Annotated in this window: 13 protein-coding genes; 11 read left to right on the top strand and 2 right to left on the bottom strand. The window is 39.8% G+C overall.

What is annotated here, in order from left to right:
* Positions 1–192: 192 nt before the first annotated feature.
* The 3 genes from pheT to H7U02_RS03430 all read left to right on the top strand — a co-directional run bounded on the left by pheT (position 193) and on the right by H7U02_RS03430 (position 3,681).
* Positions 193–2,601, top strand: a complete 2,409-nt coding sequence (gene pheT / locus H7U02_RS03440) for a phenylalanine--tRNA ligase subunit beta (RefSeq protein ID WP_110981467.1) — start codon at positions 193–195, stop codon at positions 2,599–2,601.
* A gap of 68 nt (positions 2,602–2,669) precedes the next feature.
* Entirely contained in the window at positions 2,670–3,251 is a 582-nt protein-coding gene (locus tag H7U02_RS03435) for a hypothetical protein (RefSeq protein WP_049545159.1), read from the top strand.
* Positions 3,252–3,342: 91 nt separating this feature from the next.
* Positions 3,343–3,681 (top strand): ATP cone domain-containing protein, encoded by a 339-nt coding sequence (locus H7U02_RS03430; RefSeq protein ID WP_002891184.1) that lies wholly within the window; start codon positions 3,343–3,345, stop codon positions 3,679–3,681.
* A 40-nt stretch (positions 3,682–3,721) separates the two neighbouring features.
* Here the strand turns inward: H7U02_RS03430 and H7U02_RS03425 are convergent, their stop codons facing one another.
* Complete coding sequence (locus H7U02_RS03425; protein ID WP_073689806.1) at positions 3,722–4,987, bottom strand: PLP-dependent aminotransferase family protein; 1,266 nt, start codon at positions 4,985–4,987, stop codon at positions 3,722–3,724.
* A 159-nt stretch (positions 4,988–5,146) separates the two neighbouring features.
* Here H7U02_RS03425 and H7U02_RS03420 point away from each other — a divergent pair, with 159 nt between their 5' ends.
* The 6 genes from H7U02_RS03420 to nox all read left to right on the top strand — a co-directional run bounded on the left by H7U02_RS03420 (position 5,147) and on the right by nox (position 11,042).
* Complete coding sequence (locus H7U02_RS03420; RefSeq protein ID WP_073689807.1) at positions 5,147–5,677, top strand: DUF5067 domain-containing protein; 531 nt, start codon at positions 5,147–5,149, stop codon at positions 5,675–5,677.
* A gap of 136 nt (positions 5,678–5,813) precedes the next feature.
* A complete protein-coding gene (locus H7U02_RS03415; protein ID WP_048675476.1) occupies positions 5,814–6,323 on the top strand; it encodes an ECF transporter S component in 510 nt (169 codons plus the stop codon).
* On the top strand, positions 6,324–7,181 hold the full coding sequence (locus H7U02_RS03410) for a pyridoxamine kinase (RefSeq protein ID WP_073689808.1): 858 nt from the start codon (positions 6,324–6,326) through the stop codon (positions 7,179–7,181).
* Positions 7,171–7,701 carry an ECF transporter S component gene (locus H7U02_RS03405; RefSeq protein ID WP_073689809.1) on the top strand — a complete coding sequence of 177 codons (531 nt, stop codon included), beginning with the start codon at positions 7,171–7,173 and terminating at the stop codon, positions 7,699–7,701. Before H7U02_RS03410 ends, H7U02_RS03405 begins: the two co-directional genes overlap by 11 nt.
* A 138-nt stretch (positions 7,702–7,839) precedes the next feature.
* Positions 7,840–9,378, top strand: a complete 1,539-nt coding sequence (locus H7U02_RS03400) for an ABC-F family ATP-binding cassette domain-containing protein (RefSeq protein WP_198463827.1) — start codon at positions 7,840–7,842, stop codon at positions 9,376–9,378.
* Between the two features lie 290 nt (positions 9,379–9,668).
* Positions 9,669–11,042 (top strand): H2O-forming NADH oxidase, encoded by a 1,374-nt coding sequence (gene nox / locus H7U02_RS03395; RefSeq protein ID WP_048675487.1) that lies wholly within the window; start codon positions 9,669–9,671, stop codon positions 11,040–11,042.
* Between the two features lie 94 nt (positions 11,043–11,136).
* On the opposite strand, the gene H7U02_RS03390 is transcribed toward nox, so the two are convergent.
* Positions 11,137–12,123: an L-lactate dehydrogenase gene (locus H7U02_RS03390; protein WP_073689811.1), complete on the bottom strand. Its 987-nt coding sequence runs from the start codon at positions 12,121–12,123 to the stop codon at positions 11,137–11,139.
* 220 nt (positions 12,124–12,343) lie between these two features.
* On the opposite strand from H7U02_RS03390, the gene gyrA reads away from it, so the two are divergent.
* On the top strand, positions 12,344–14,812 hold the full coding sequence (gene gyrA / locus H7U02_RS03385; RefSeq protein ID WP_073689812.1) for a DNA gyrase subunit A: 2,469 nt from the start codon (positions 12,344–12,346) through the stop codon (positions 14,810–14,812).
* On the top strand, positions 14,812–15,573 hold the full coding sequence (locus H7U02_RS03380) for a class A sortase (RefSeq protein ID WP_038676197.1): 762 nt from the start codon (positions 14,812–14,814) through the stop codon (positions 15,571–15,573). The genes gyrA and H7U02_RS03380 overlap by 1 nt, the downstream gene beginning before the upstream one ends.
* Positions 15,574–15,667 lie beyond the last annotated feature (94 nt).

Raw genomic sequence — 15,667 nt, 5'->3', positions numbered from 1 at the left:
AAGGATTTGAACCCGCTTAAGTAGAGGTTTGAACTCTTCTCTCATTTATCAGTTGAACTGATAATTTTACAGAAAGGATTTGAATACGACCTAAGCTCTGGGCAAAAAAGATAAAGGCTCCTAGGTGCTGATGCACCAACGTTGCCTTTCCTATTTTTGCTGAGAGCTATTAACGGGCTTGGTATCATTATTATGCTAGTTAGTTATAAATGGTTAAAAGAGTTGGTTGATGTGGATGTTACCACTGCTAAACTCGCTGAAAAAATGTCGACGACAGGTATTGAAGTGGAAGGTGTTGAAACACCTGCTGAAGGCTTGTCTAAATTGGTTGTTGGTCATGTCTTGTCATGTGAAGATGTACCTGAAACACACTTGCACTTGTGTCAAGTAGATACAGGAGATGCTGAAGGTCCACGTCAAATTGTTTGTGGAGCTCCAAATGTCACTGCTGGAATCAAGGTAATTGTTGCCATTCCTGGTGCACGCATTGCGGACAATTACAAAATTAAAAAAGGGAAGATTCGAGGCATGGAATCTCTCGGTATGATCTGTTCTTTGGCAGAACTTGGACTTCCAGATAGCATTATTCCTAAGGAATTTGCAGATGGAATCCAAATTTTGCCTGAAGATGCTGTTCCTGGAGATAGCATTTTCCCATATCTCGACCTTGATGATGAAATCATCGAATTGTCAATCACACCTAACCGTGCTGATGCTCTTTCTATGCGTGGTGTGGCCCATGAAGTCGCTGCAATCTATGGTAAATCTGTTCACTTCCCAGAAAAAACAGTCACAGAAGACAGCAAGCCAGCTTCTGATAAGATTTCAGTAGCTATCGAAAGCGATAAAGTAGCTACTTATGCTAGCCGTGTGGTTGAGAATGTTACTGTTCAACCAAGTCCACAATGGTTACAAAACCTTCTTATGAATGCTGGTATCCGTCCAATCAACAATGTGGTAGATGTGACAAACTATGTTCTTCTTTACTTTGGACAACCAATGCACGCCTTTGATTTGGACAAATTTGAAGATTCACGAATCGTTGCCCGTGATGCCCGTGAGGGTGAAAAATTGGTGACTCTCGATGGTGAAGAACGTGAATTGACTACTGAAGATATTGTTATTACAGTTGCTGACAAACCAGTTGCCCTAGCAGGTGTTATGGGTGGTGCATCAACTGAGATTGATGACAATTCTAAAAATGTTGTTCTCGAAGCTGCTGTATTTGATGGTAAATCAATTCGTAAGACAAGTAGTCGTCTCAACCTTCGTTCAGAATCATCATCACGTTTTGAAAAAGGTATCAATAACGATACTGTCCTTGAAGCGCTTGATTTTGCTGCAGCAATGTTGCAAGAATTGGCAAATGGAACGGTGCTTGCAGGCCGTGTTCAAGCGGGGTCAGTTGATACAGAGCCAGTTCAAGTTTCTACAAGTCTTGATTATGTAAATGTTCGCCTTGGTACAGAATTGACTTTTGCAGATATTGAAGAAGTCTTTGCGAAACTTGGTTTTGGATTGACAGGTGATGCTGATAAATTCACAGTATCTGTACCACGTCGTCGTTGGGATATCAGTATCCAAGCAGACCTGGTTGAGGAAATTGCACGTATCTACGGGTACGAGAAATTGCCTACGACACTTCCAGAAGCAGCAGGAACAGCCGGTGAATTGACTGAAACACAAGCACTTCGCCGTAAGGTTCGTAGCATTGCTGAAGGTGCTGGATTGACTGAAATCATCTCATATGCTTTGACAACACCTGAAAAAGCCGTTGAATTTGCTGCGACACCAAGTAATTTGACTGAGTTGATGTGGCCAATGACTGTTGACCGTTCAGCTCTCCGTCAGAATATGGTTTCTGGCATGCTTGATACTGTTGCTTACAATGTTAACCGTAAGAATAGTAACGTTGCCATTTACGAAATCGGTAAGGTCTTTGAACAAAAGGGTAATCCAAAAGAGGAATTGCCAAATGAAATCAATACCTTTGCCTTCGCTATTTCTGGTCTTGTAGCTGAAAAAGATTTCCAAACCAAAGCAACGCCAGTTGATTTCTTCTATGCCAAAGGTATTGTTGAAGCACTCTTTGATAAACTTGAAGTTTCAGTTGACTATGTACCAACAAAAGACCTAGCAAGCATGCACCCAGGTCGTACAGCTGCTATTGTGCTTGATGGTCAAACTATTGGATTCCTTGGTCAAGTTCACCCACAAACTGCCAAAAACTATGGCATTCCTGAGACTTATGTGGCTGAAATTAACCTTAGTGCTGTAGAAGCTGCCTTGCAACCAGATCAACCATTTGTTGAAATCACAAAATTCCCTGCAGTATCACGTGATATCGCCCTTCTTCTCAAGGCAGAAATAACTCATCAAGAAGTTCTGGATGCTATCTACTCTGCAGGAGTCAAACGCTTGGTTGCCGTTAAACTCTTCGACGTTTACGCAGGTGAAAAACTTGGTTCAGGTATGAAATCAATGGCTTATAGCCTTACCTTCCAAAATCCAAATGACAACCTTACAGACGAAGAAGTTGCTAAATACATGGAAAAAATTACTAAAGCTCTCACTGAAAAGGTCGAAGCAGAAGTACGTTAATCATTAGAAAATCCATCTGAGAAGATGGATTTTTAAGTGATTAGACGATATTACATAAAGGAGATAATTTGTTTTTAGAGTTCTTTGACGGGGTATGGGGACATTACACTTTTGAATCTGATAAAGTCAATGTACTTATTGATGGCTTACCCAGTTTTGCTTATCCCTTGGGGCAATTAACATTTTTAGTGTTAGTCTATAGGTTACTCGTTCATCAGTATGTTAAGAAGTTTTTAATCATGTCACCTCAAGATATCTGGGCATGGCAAAAGGAAAAGTTTTGTCAAAGTAAATTATCTTTCATTGTCATCCCAATAGTTTATCTGTTTATTTTCGGAATGACCTATGTTTTGGTTGAGGATGTTTTAGCTACCGTCACTATTTACAAGGATTATGGAGGACCTATAGCTAAAACCATTGATGGTAAAGTTGAACAAATAGATATTAGTCATGTTGGGTCTAAAACGAGTAGTGCTAGGATTAATGCTCACTTTGAAAGTTCTGACGGGCAGACTTATGACATTCACCTGATAAACGGCGATAAAAGAATCGCTAATTATATGCGGCACCCTGAGTCAGATTCCTATACTGCAACGCTTTCCTTTGATAAACATGGAAAACCAGTTTACATTTCTAAATTCTGGGAATAAGCAGTCTGGATAGCTCTTTCAGGGATTTGCACTTGACAAATATGTAAATTCTCTGCATAATAAAAGAAAAAGCCATGAAAAGAGGGTAGCCATGCAAATTATTAAACGTAATGGTCAAGTTGCTGAATTTGATCCTGATAAAATTTACCAAGCCATCTTAAAAGCAGCACAGACTGTGTATGTTCTCGACGATACTTGGCGCCAAAACCTTGCTCAAGTTACGAAAAAAGTAGTGCTTGATCTTCAAGATGCTCAGGTAGAACGCCCAACCATCAACATGATTCAGTCATTGGTTGAAAATCGTCTCATGGAAGCAGGCTTTATCAATATTGCTGAGCATTATATTTCATACCGTTTGCAACGAGATTTGGAGCGTAACGGTTATGGTGACAAAGTAATTGTACACCTACGTTTTGAGCAGACTAAATAAACAAAAGCCATCAAGCGATGGCTTTTGTTGTGTCTAATTGTCACTTTGTCTTTTTTAAAATTTTTAAAAAGGATTCCAGTTCCTGTCCATGACCTATCTGCAGATAAGTTTCAGAAGTTGGTCTAATAAAGGATGATTCTAAAAAACGAATCTGCTTGTGGGCTTTGAATTTTTCAAGTGAAAACTCCTTAGGAAGTTGCCAGGTCACATGTCTAGGGGAAATCTGATAAGGAATGCTAACCTTAGATTTGTCAATGATTGCTTGACTTTTAGCCATGTTTTGTTGAAAGAGGTCACCAAGTTTCTTAATGTTTTTTTGGAACATGCCATTTTCGAGATAAACGGAAAGTGCTTTTTGCATGATGAGATTGGTATCATAGTCAATAAGTCCCTTGTGGCTCAAAAAGGTAGACTTAAGATTAGGAGGTAAAACAAGGCTACCTAGTCGCAAACCTGGAAAAAGGGTCATGGAGAAGGATTTGATATAGATGGTCTGATTTTGAGTATCATAGTAGTGAATAGGGAGATTTTTACTATCACTAAAGTCTCCCATATAGTCATCCTCGACGATATAAACATTATACTGATTGGCAAGTTGGGCTAGCTTTTCTTTTTCGCTAGCATTATAGCTTAATCCGAGAGGATTGGAGTAACGGCTGATAGTATAGAAGAACTTAATCTGTCCAGATTTAAAATACTCTTCCAAGCGGTCAAAATCCAAACCATCAAAACCACGGTTAATCGTCTCGTAAGCTAGATTTTGACGGTTGACAAGCTGGTTCATGCGATGATAGGTAGGTTGTTCTAAAAGAATTTTGTGGCCACCATTACCAAAATCCATCTGTGAAAGGATGTAGAGGGCCTGTTGACTTCCTGAGGTTATGACAATCTGATCTGAATTGACATAAATATCGTCAGCAATTAATCGACTCTTTAAGGCTTCAAGCAAATCTTTGAGTCCAGCTTGTTCATGATAATAGTTGAAGAGGTAGTCCTGATGACCTGCCAAACTTTCATCCAAACAAAGTTTAAAATCCTCGTAGGCTAATTGATTGTAATCGTTAAGGTTAAGAAGGACCTTATTATCGACTTCATTGCGTCCTTCGAGAACATAATAGCCACTTTTGGGTACGGCGTAAATATAGTTTTGATATTTGAGTTCCAAGAGTGCTCTTTGAGCTGTATCCTTACTACAGGCATAAGTCTGGCTAAGTTGACGAATAGAGGGGAGCTTACTCCCTTTTTTTAAAGTACCATTTTGGATATCTTTTATAATGGTCTCGACAATATCTTGATAAATACTCATAACTGACCCCTTACAGATTTTTCCTTATTTTACCTTACTTCCCTTCTCAGAGCAATAGGCCCAGAGAAATTTGACAAGATTATTAGATTTTGACATAATAAGAAGGTTGTAAGGTAAAACTAAATTCCCCTTCCAAATAAGTTTAAGGAGATTATAAGAATGACTTTTAAGAAAATCTTAGGACTTCTCGCTCTTGCATGCTTGACTATTATCGGTTTGTCAGCTTGTACACCCGAGAAAGAGCCTACTTGGACCTACGATAAAAACAAAATGCTATTTACAGGACAAGATGCTAGTGTACAAGTTCTTTCTGCAACTAAAATCGAATCACCAGAAGGTCAAAAAGCTGTACGCGTTTACTATAAACTTAGCAACTCAAGTAAAGAAACCATGAATGCTTACACTCTTTTGATGAAGGTAGTCCTTGATGTGAAACAAGAGAAGGAAGAAGTGAAGGTGGCAACAATGGTCTTTTCTAAAGATGATGACCGAGATAAGATTGCAAATAAAACCCAGATTGCTCCTAAGGAAGTTAAAGAAATCGTTGTTGACTATGCCGTTGCGGATTTTGATCATGATCTTAACATTGATTTCTCTGATTATGGTACTGAGGCAAACGCGACAGCCAAGCTTTCACTACAAAATCTTGAAAAGGCACCTGTCAAATATTTTGATAAAAAAGCTCAATAAGTTTGATCACCACACGTTCGTGTGGTTTTTTTATTGCTCAAAATCTGTACCCATACAGTAATAAAAATACTATCTTGTTTAATCGTCAGAATTTTCATAAACTTATACTATATTTATTGACTAAGGAGTTTTAGGTATGTCAGCAAAACGTTTAACCATTTCTGCATTTTTTATGGCACTTGTCATTATTTTGAGTTCGAGTCTCTTATCTATCCCTGTGCCAGGAGGTCATTTCTATTTTAACGGGATTGTTATTTTCCTAGTTGGTTTAATTTTCCCACCTACAGAAGCAGTTATTATTGCGGGAGTAGGTTCCTTTATTGGAGATTTTCTTTTTTACCCTCTTCCTATGTGGGTAACTCTAGTAACACACAGCCTTCAAGTTCTTGCTATTGCACTCATTGTTGGAGGGCGTTTAGGAGAATTGAGCAAATCTAGGGCATCTTTAGGTCTCTTGCTTGGGGCTATTATTGATCTAGTAGGTTATGGCTTAGGAAGAGCCTTTATCTATGGTACGCCAGCTTATGCTATTATGAAGATTCCATTTGACCTTGTAGCTGCTATTCTTGGTTTAGGAGTGGCCTATTACATTTATTTCCACACAAGCTTTGTTAAACAGTTTAAAAAGACATGGGAAGGGAAATAGATGACCAAAGTAATTGTTGCCAATGACCTCGTTGGTCTAGGTAAGGTTGCTATGACTAGTAGCCTCCCTATCATGTCAGCCTGTCAAACTGAAGTCCTTCCCTTGCCAACGGTTCTTTTATCTTCGCATACAGGGGACTTTAATAATATTTATGTACGGGACCTTACAGATGACCTAAAAGGGTTTTGTAAGCAGTGGGAGCACTTGGATTTTAAAGTAGATGGCCTTGTGAGTGGTTATTTTAAGTCAGAAGAAGAACTAAAACTTGTAGGTCAATTAGCTCGCGATAAAGAGATACCTCTATTTGTTGATCCTATTATGGCTGACAATGGCCGTCTCTATCAAGGTTTTGATAGAAACTATGTAGAAGCCATGAAAGATTTCTGTCAACAAGCAGATGTCATCATTCCCAATCTGACAGAAGCTGCCTTGTTGACGGATACTCCATATCTTGAAGCAGGTTCCTATGATAAAGTCACTGTTGAAAAGCTTTTGAGAGATTTGGCCAAGCTTGGCACTCGGAAAGTTATTGTGACAGGTATCTCTTTTGAGACAGACAAAATTGGGCTGGCTTATTTTGATAAAGAGACTAATGAAACGGCTTATCTTATGAGGAAAAGTTATCAATCTCATTTTTATGGAAGTGGCGATTTACTAACGGCAATCTTATCAGCTGGTTACTTTTATAACCTAGATTTACTAAAGGTTTGTGATTTGGCCTTGGATGTCATGGATAGAGTTCTTTCATCAACACTGTCCGATGGTCGTCCTTTAAAATACGGCCTATGCTATGAGCCTCATATTGGTTTATTATTTAGTGGTTTTAATGCCCTATTGGAGGAGAAAAATGAAAAGTGATAAAACACGTGAATTAGTTATCCTAAGTTTGTATGCAGCTTTAATTATTGTGAGCGTACAGTTTATTCGTATTCCTTTTGGACCTCAATTTGTCCATTTGGGAAATGCCCTAGTTGTGATTGCTGTTTTGATTTTTGGAGCCAGAAAAGGTGCGCTAGTCGCAACAGTAGGGTTGGGGCTATTTGATATTATCAATGGTTATGCTGCCGAGGTCTGGATTACTATTTTAGAATCCTTGATTGTCTGTCTGGTGCTCTATTTTGTTTTTGAAAAGCTACTAAAATCAAATGACAAAATGGTAAATATCATAATCATTGGAGTTATAGCTGCAGTAACCAAAATTATTTTGAATTTTATTAAGTATACGATTATTAATAGTATCGTTGCGGGTTTACCAGTAAATGCTGCCATGGTATTGGCTCTTACTAAAATAGGGGGAACCTTTGGAACATCAGTAGTGACTATTATTGCAGTTCCTCTCCTATATCCTGTCTTTAAACGTATTTTACAGAGAAACTAAAGAGTTAGCAGGTTGGTCCTGCTTTTTCTTTTTAATTTTCCAAAAGCATAGGTCCAAATTTTCACTAAAAAATGGTAAAATAGTAGAGTTAATGTCAAGAAAGGAAAGGGCTGAAGACTGTTTTAGCCCAGATATGCTATGTCTATTTTAGAAGTCAAAAATCTTAGTCACGGATTTGGTGACCGTGCTATTTTTGAAAATGTCTCATTCCGTTTGCTCAAAGGTGAGCATATTGGTCTTGTCGGTGCTAACGGTGAAGGAAAGTCAACCTTCATGTCTATCGTTACTGGAAAATTGCAGCCAGATGAAGGTAAGGTAGAGTGGTCTAAGTACGTTACAGCGGGTTACTTGGATCAGCATGCTGTTCTTGAAAAGGGGATGACCGTTCGTGATGTCCTTCGTACGGCTTTTGATGAGCTCTTTAAAACTGAAGAACGCATCAACGAGATTTACATGTCTATGGCTGACGAAGGAGTCGACGTTGATGCTCTGATGGAAGAAGTAGGTGAACTTCAGGATCGTTTGGAAACGCGTGATTTCTATACACTAGATGCTAAGATTGATGAGGTTGCCCGTGCACTAGGTGTCATGGATTTTGGTATGGATACAGATGTAACGGACCTTTCAGGTGGTCAACGTACCAAGATTCTCTTGGCTAAGTTATTGCTTGAAAAACCAGATATCTTGCTTCTTGATGAGCCAACCAACTACTTGGATGCTGAACACATTGCCTGGCTTAAACGCTATCTTCAAGAATATGAAAATGCCTTTGTCCTCATTTCGCACGATATTCCGTTCCTAAACGATGTGATTAACATTGTTTACCATGTTGAAAATCAAGATCTGGTTCGCTATGCAGGTGATTATGACAATTTCCAATCTGTCTATGCAATGAAGAAAGCTCAATTGGAAGCAGCCTATGAACGTCAGCAAAAGGAAATTGCAGACCTTCAAGATTTTGTTAACCGTAACAAGGCGCGTGTTGCTACTCGAAATATGGCCATGTCTCGTCAGAAGAAATTGGATAAGATGGAAATTATCGAGTTGCAGGCAGAGAAGCCGAAACCAGAATTCCATTTCAAGGAAAGTCGTACACCTGGACGCTTTATTTTCCAAACCAAAGATCTTGTTATTGGTTATGACCGTCCGTTGACCAAGGCTCCATTGAATCTTACATTCGAACGTAATCAAAAGGTAGCTATTGTCGGTGCCAATGGTATCGGTAAGACCACTTTGCTTAAGAGCCTGCTTGGTATTATTCAACCACTCGAAGGAGAAGTTGAAACAGGTGATTTTATTGACCTAGGTTATTTTGAACAAGAAGCAGAAGGCTCACGTCAAACGCCTCTTGAAGCGGTTTGGGACGCTTTCCCAGCTCTAAATCAAGCTGAGGTTCGTGCAGCTCTAGCCAAATGCGGATTAACCTCTAAGCATATTGAAAGTCAAATTCAGGTGCTTTCAGGTGGAGAACAGGCTAAGGTTCGTTTCTGTCTCCTTATGAATCGTGAAAATAATGTCCTTGTTCTGGACGAACCGACCAACCACTTGGATGTTGACGCCAAGGATGAATTGAAGCGTGCCCTTCAGGCCTTTAAAGGTAGTGTCCTCATGGTATGTCACGAACCCGAATTTTATGAAGGTTGGACAGATGTTTGGGATTTTAATGAGTTAGTATAGTGATAAAAGAGTGTTGGCATTCTCTAAAGAGAGACTTGTTCACTCTTTTTTTATGTTAAAGAGACGAGTAGACTTACGAAGACTTGATAAGACGGAGATGGTGTAGAGGAAGGTCGTCAGCATCATAAAGTGTTTTTCTACAGATTTTGTCGTGACCTATTTGGGTTTTGAGCATACAAATTTAATTTGTTCTAAAAAGTAACAAAGTCTGAGCATAAAAGGTGTAACCGTTTTCCGATTATGGTAGAATAAAACAGTAAACTATTATCAAAAGAAAGTTGGACAAACTTATGTCAAAAATCGTAGTTGTTGGTGCTAACCACGCTGGTACTTTTAGTATTAATACTATTCTCGATAATTACGGAGACCAAAATGAAGTAGTTGTTTTCGACCAAAACTCTAACATTTCATTCTTGGGTTGTGGTATGGCCCTTTGGATCGGTAATCAAATCTCAGGTTCTGATGGTCTTTTCTATGCCAACAAAGAAGGACTTGAAAGCAAGGGCGCTAAAGTTTATATGAACTCACCAGTTGAGTCTATTGACTTTGATGGTAAAACTGTTACAGCCCTCGTAGATGGTAAAGAGCATGTTGAATCATATGACAAATTGATTTTGGCTACAGGTTCTCAACCAATCTTGCCTCCAATCGAAGGTGCCGAAATTAAAGAAGGTAGCCGTACTTTCGAAGCTACGCTTGAAAACCTTCAATTCGTTAAACTTTTCCAAAACGCTCAAGAAGTTATTGATAAATTGAACGACAAATCTCAAGATATCAAACGTGTGGCGGTTGTAGGTGCTGGTTACATTGGTGTTGAATTGGCTGAAGCTTTCCAACGTCATGGAAAAGAAGTTATCCTTATCGACGTTGTTGATACATGTTTGGCAGGTTATTACGACCATGACTTGACTGACCTTATGGCTAAAAATATGGAAAGCCACGGTATCAAATTGGCATTTGGTGAAACTGTTAAAGCAGTAGAAGGTGAAACTAAGGTAGAACGCATCGTTACAGATAAAAATGCTTACGATGTCGATATGGTTGTTCTTGCTGTTGGTTTCCGTCCTAACACAGCTCTCGGTGCTGGTAAGTTGGAAACATTCCGTAATGGCGCTTACCTTGTTAATAAGAAACAAGAAACATCAATAAAAGATGTTTATGCAGTTGGTGACTGTGCTACCGTTTATGACAATGCCCTTGATGATGTGAACTACATTGCCTTGGCTTCAAATGCTGTTCGTTCAGGTATTGTCGGTGGTCATAATGCCGGTGGTGGCGATGTTGAATCAAACGGTGTTCAAGGATCAAATGGTATCTCAATCTATGGTTTGAACATGGTATCAACTGGTTTGACAGAAGAAAAAGCAAAACGCTTTGGTTTCAATCCAGCAGTAGTATCTTCAACAGATCTTCAAAAAGCTGCCTTTATGGAAGATGAAAATGCAGACGTTACAATCAAAATCGTCTATGACAAAGATACACGCAAAGTTCTTGGTGCTCAAATGGTATCACGCATGGACATCTCTATGGGAATCCACATGTTCTCATTGGCTATCCAAGAAGGTGTAACTATTGACCGTCTTCAATTGCTTGATTTGTTCTTCTTGCCACACTTTAACCAACCGCTTAGCTATATTGCTAAAGCAGCAATCTCAGCTAAATAATCTTCAACAGCTAATTCAGTCGAATTAGCTGTTTTTTCTTTTTTTAATACGAAAAAAGCCTCCTACTGGAGACTTTTATTTAACTAATGTTAGATTAGTTTTTTGAAGCTTCTTGGAATTCAGGGTTTTTCCATGCTTCATCAATGATAGCTTGCAATTCGTCAGCAGAAGCTTTCATTTTTTGTTGTTCAGCATCGTTCAATGGGATGTTAACTGGACGTACGATACCGTGTGCACCTACGATTGCAGGTTGACCGATAAAGACGTTGCTTACACCATATTGACCTTCTTGGAATACAGACAATGGAAGTACTGCATTTTCATCGTCAAGAATAGCTTTAGTGATACGAGCAAGGGCAACGGCGATACCATAGTAAGTAGCACCTTTTTTGTTGATGATTGTGTAAGCGGCATCACGAACACCTTCGAACAATTCAACCAATTCAGATTCTTGAACGTTTTGAGTGTCTTTAAGGAATTCTTCAAGGTTTACACCGGCGATGTTAGCGTGTGACCAAACGGCAAATTCTGAGTCACCGTGTTCACCCATGATGTAGGCGTGAACTGAACGAGCATCAACGCCAAGTTTTTCAGCAAGTGCTTGACGGAAACGAGCTGAGTCAAGTGAAGTACCTGAACCGATAACGCGTTCTTTAGGGAATCCTGAGAATTTCCATGTTGAGTAAGTCAATACGTCAACTGGGTTAGCTGCTACAAGGAAGATTCCTTTGAAGCCTGATTCAACAACTTGAGTAACGATAGATTTGTTGATAGCAAGGTTTTTACCAACAAGATCAAGACGAGTTTCACCTGGTTTTTGTGGAGCACCAGCAGTGATAACTACAAGGTCAGCATCCGCACAGTCTTCGTATTTAGCTGCGTAGATTTTTTTAGGTGAAGTGAAAGCAAGCGCGTGGCTTAGGTCAAGTGCATCACCAACAGCTTTTTCGAACAATTGTGGAATTTCGATGATACCAAGTTCTTGAGCGATACCTTGGTTTACAAGTGCGAAAGCGTAAGATGAACCTACGGCACCGTCACCAACGAGGATGACTTTTTTGTGTTGTTTAGTTGCAGTCATGGGTCTAAACATCTCCTTATTTTTTAATTGGGTTACCCCGTACACTGCTTATTCTACCACTTTAAGTGATGGATGTCACGAAATAATAAGGAAATAATAGATGAAAGCGTTTACACAACTGAAAAGTAAAGCGTTTTATGGTATAATATTATAGAAATTTTCTATACTCTTTTATTAGAGTTTGGAATGATTTGAATGAAAGAAAAGAGGCATTTTTAGAGTGCAAGATAATAATTTAATTGACGTTAATTTGACGTCTGAGATGAAGACAAGCTTTATCGATTATGCCATGAGTGTTATCGTGTCTCGTGCTCTCCCAGATGTTCGTGACGGTTTAAAACCTGTACAACGTCGTATTCTATATGGAATGAATGAGCTTGGGGTGACACCTGATAAGCCACATAAAAAATCTGCCCGTATTACCGGGGATGTCATGGGTAAATATCACCCACACGGAGACTCATCTATCTATGAAGCCATGGTTCGTATGGCGCAATGGTGGAGCTACCGTTACATGTTGGTTGACGGTCACGGGAACTTTGGTTCTATGGATGGTGATGGGGCTGCCGCTCAGCGTTATACTGAGGCGCGTATGTCTAAAATCGCCTTGGAAATGCTTCGTGATCTCAATAAGAATACCGTTGATTTTCAAGATAACTATGATGGATCAGAACGTGAGCCAATCGTTCTTCCGTCACGTATTCCAAACCTTCTTGTCAATGGTGCGACAGGGATTGCCGTTGGTATGGCGACTAACATCCCACCACACAATTTGGCTGAAACGATTGATGCTGTCAAATTGATGATGGATAATCCTGAAGTCACAACACTTGAACTGATGGAAGTTCTTCCTGGTCCAGACTTTCCAACTGGTGGCTTGGTCATGGGGAAATCTGGTATTCACCGTGCATATGAAACTGGTAAGGGTTCTATTGTTCTTCGTTCGCGTACTGAAATTGAAACAACTAAATCAGGTCGTGAGCGTATTGTTGTCACTGAGTTTCCTTACATGGTCAATAAGACCAAGGTTCATGAACATATCGTTCGTTTAGCTCAAGAAAAGCGTATTGAGGGGATTACAGCAGTCCGTGACGAGTCTTCTCGTGAAGGCGTACGCTTTGTCATCGAAGTGCGTCGTGATGCTTCTGCCAATGTTATCTTGAACAATTTGTTCAAATTAACGCAACTTCAGACTAACTTCAGCTTCAACATGTTGGCCATTGAAAAGGGTGTTCCTAAAATCCTTTCTTTGCGTCAAATCTTGGCTGACTATATTGCTCACCAACAAGAAGTTGTGGTTCGTCGTACACAGTTTGACAAGGATAAGGCTGAGGCACGTGCCCATATTTTAGAAGGTTTGTTGATTGCCCTTGATCATTTGGATGAAGTGATTACGATTATCCGTAACAGTCAAACTGATGCTGAGGCTCAAGCTGAGTTGATGGCTCGCTTCGAACTCACGGAACGTCAAAGTCAAGCTATTCTTGATATGCGTTTGCGTCGTTTGACAGGTTTGGAACGTGATAAGATTCAAAATGAGTACAATGATCTCTTGGCTCTGATTGCTGATTTAGCTGATATTTTGGCAAAACCAGAACGTGTCATTGCTATCATCAAGGAAGAATTGGACGAAAGCAAGCGTAAATTTGCAGATGCTCGCCGCACAGAGCTTATGGTTGGAGAGGTCATTTCTCTTGAAGATGAGGACCTCATCGAGGAAGAAGATGTTGTTATCACTCTCTCAAATAAAGGGTATATTAAACGTTTAGCCCAAGACGAGTTCCGTTCACAAAAACGTGGTGGTCGCGGTGTCCAAGGTACTGGTGTTAACGATGATGACTTTGTTCGTGATATTGTCTCAACAAGCACTCATGATCACCTTTACTTCATGACTAATAAGGGGCGTGTATACCGTCTTAAGGGGTATGAAATCCCAGAATACGGTCGTACAGCCAAAGGCTTACCTATCGTCAATCTCTTGAAGTTGGACGAAGGTGAGACTATTCAAACAGTCATTAATGCCAAGAGTGATCAAGCTTCTGAAAATAATCACCTTGTCTTTGTAACTCGCCAAGGTCTAGTTAAACGTACAAAAGAAACGGAATTTAAGAACATTCGTCAAAATGGGTTGATTGCCTTGAAACTTAGAGAAGGTGATGAGCTAATCAATGTCTTCTTGACTACTGGTAATGAAGAAATTGTCATTGGTACTAAATTTGGTTACAGTGTACGCTTCAAAGAGGACACTATTCGAAGCATGAGCCGTATGGCTGCCGGTGTTAAAGGTGTCACTCTTCGTGATGGTGACCAAGTTGTAGGTGCAGCTGCCATTACAGAAGACCAAGAAGTCTTGATTATCACTGAAAAAGGTTACGGTAAGCGTACCTCAGCTACTGAGTACCCAACGAAGGGACGTGGTGGTAAAGGTATCAAGACTGCTAATATCACAGAGAAGAATGGTAACCTAGCAGGTATTGTCACAGTGTCTGGTGATGAGGATATCATGGTCATCACCGATACAGGTGTTATCATCCGTACTGCCGTTGCTAATATCTCTCAAACTGGTCGTGCAACTCAAGGGGTTAAGGTCATGCGTTTGGATGACTCTGCTCGTATTGTAACCTTTGCTTTAGTTGAGCCAGAAGAAGTTGAACAAGCTTCCGAAGACCAAGAAAGTGGTGACAACTAATGAGCAAAGATAAGAAAAATAAAACAACAAAGAAACGCCCTAAGTGGCTGGATATTCTTCGCTGGGTGTTGATTGTTGTTCTCTTGGTTGTTGGTTTAGCCTTGATTTTCAATAAGTCTATTCGAAACACAGTAATTGCTTGGAATACAAATAAGTATCAAGTGAGCAAGGTTTCTAAAAAGACTATTGAGAAAAACAAGGAAGCTAAGACGAGTTTTGACTTTGATACCGTTAAATCAATTAGCACAGAGTCTGTCTTGCAGGCACAGATGGATGCTCAGGAACTTCCTGTCATTGGTGGTATTGCCATTCCAGAGGTAGGTATCAATCTTCCTATTTTCAAAGGACTTGGTAATACTGAGTTGACCTACGGTGCTGGAACTATGAAAGAAGACCAAGTCATGGGTGGTGAAAATAACTATTCACTAGCTAGTCACCACGTCTTTGGTATTGCTGGTGCATCTGACATGCTATTTTCACCGCTAGATAAGGCTAAGGAAGGCATGAAAATTTATCTTACGGATAAAAATAAGGTCTATACTTATGTCATTAGTGAGGTCAAGGTCGTCCAACCAACCGAAGTAGCAGTGGTTGATGATACACCAGGCAAGTCTGAAGTTACTTTGGTAACTTGTACGGATGCTGAAGCAACCCAACGTACAATAGTCAAAGGTGAATTGAAATCGCAGGTAGATTTTGACAAGGCAAGTTCAGATATTATTGAAGCCTTTAATAAATCATACAATCAATTTCAAAGTTAAGAAAGGGGCCCTCGGGCCTTTTTCGGCTCTTTGTCAACTGTAGTGGGTGACGAAAAGCTAACATCTAGAGAGGACCTGATAGGTCTTCTCTTTT

The organism is Streptococcus sp. 3.1 (genome assembly GCF_016648915.1).
Classification (GTDB): domain Bacteria; phylum Bacillota; class Bacilli; order Lactobacillales; family Streptococcaceae; genus Streptococcus; species Streptococcus salivarius_E.
Note: the sequence above shows the minus strand (reverse complement) of the source record. Positions and strands in the feature narration are given on the sequence as shown.

Bases quoted from the DNA above. Each gene is read 5' to 3' on its own strand.
- H7U02_RS03410 (WP_073689808.1), top strand. From the start codon at position 6,324: ATGACCAAAGTAATTGTTGCCAATGACCTCGTTGGTCTAGGTAAGGTT.
- H7U02_RS03420 (WP_073689807.1), top strand. From the start codon at position 5,147: ATGACTTTTAAGAAAATCTTAGGACTTCTCGCTCTTGCATGCTTGACT.
- H7U02_RS03430 (WP_002891184.1), top strand. From the start codon at position 3,343: ATGCAAATTATTAAACGTAATGGTCAAGTTGCTGAATTTGATCCTGAT.
- H7U02_RS03425 (WP_073689806.1), bottom strand. From the start codon at position 4,987: ATGAGTATTTATCAAGATATTGTCGAGACCATTATAAAAGATATCCAA.
- H7U02_RS03400 (WP_198463827.1), top strand. From the start codon at position 7,840: ATGTCTATTTTAGAAGTCAAAAATCTTAGTCACGGATTTGGTGACCGT.
- H7U02_RS03390 (WP_073689811.1), bottom strand. From the start codon at position 12,123: ATGACTGCAACTAAACAACACAAAAAAGTCATCCTCGTTGGTGACGGT.
- H7U02_RS03405 (WP_073689809.1), top strand. From the start codon at position 7,171: ATGAAAAGTGATAAAACACGTGAATTAGTTATCCTAAGTTTGTATGCA.
- H7U02_RS03415 (WP_048675476.1), top strand. From the start codon at position 5,814: ATGTCAGCAAAACGTTTAACCATTTCTGCATTTTTTATGGCACTTGTC.
- nox (WP_048675487.1), top strand. From the start codon at position 9,669: ATGTCAAAAATCGTAGTTGTTGGTGCTAACCACGCTGGTACTTTTAGT.
- pheT (WP_110981467.1), top strand. From the start codon at position 193: ATGCTAGTTAGTTATAAATGGTTAAAAGAGTTGGTTGATGTGGATGTT.
- H7U02_RS03380 (WP_038676197.1), top strand. From the start codon at position 14,812: ATGAGCAAAGATAAGAAAAATAAAACAACAAAGAAACGCCCTAAGTGG.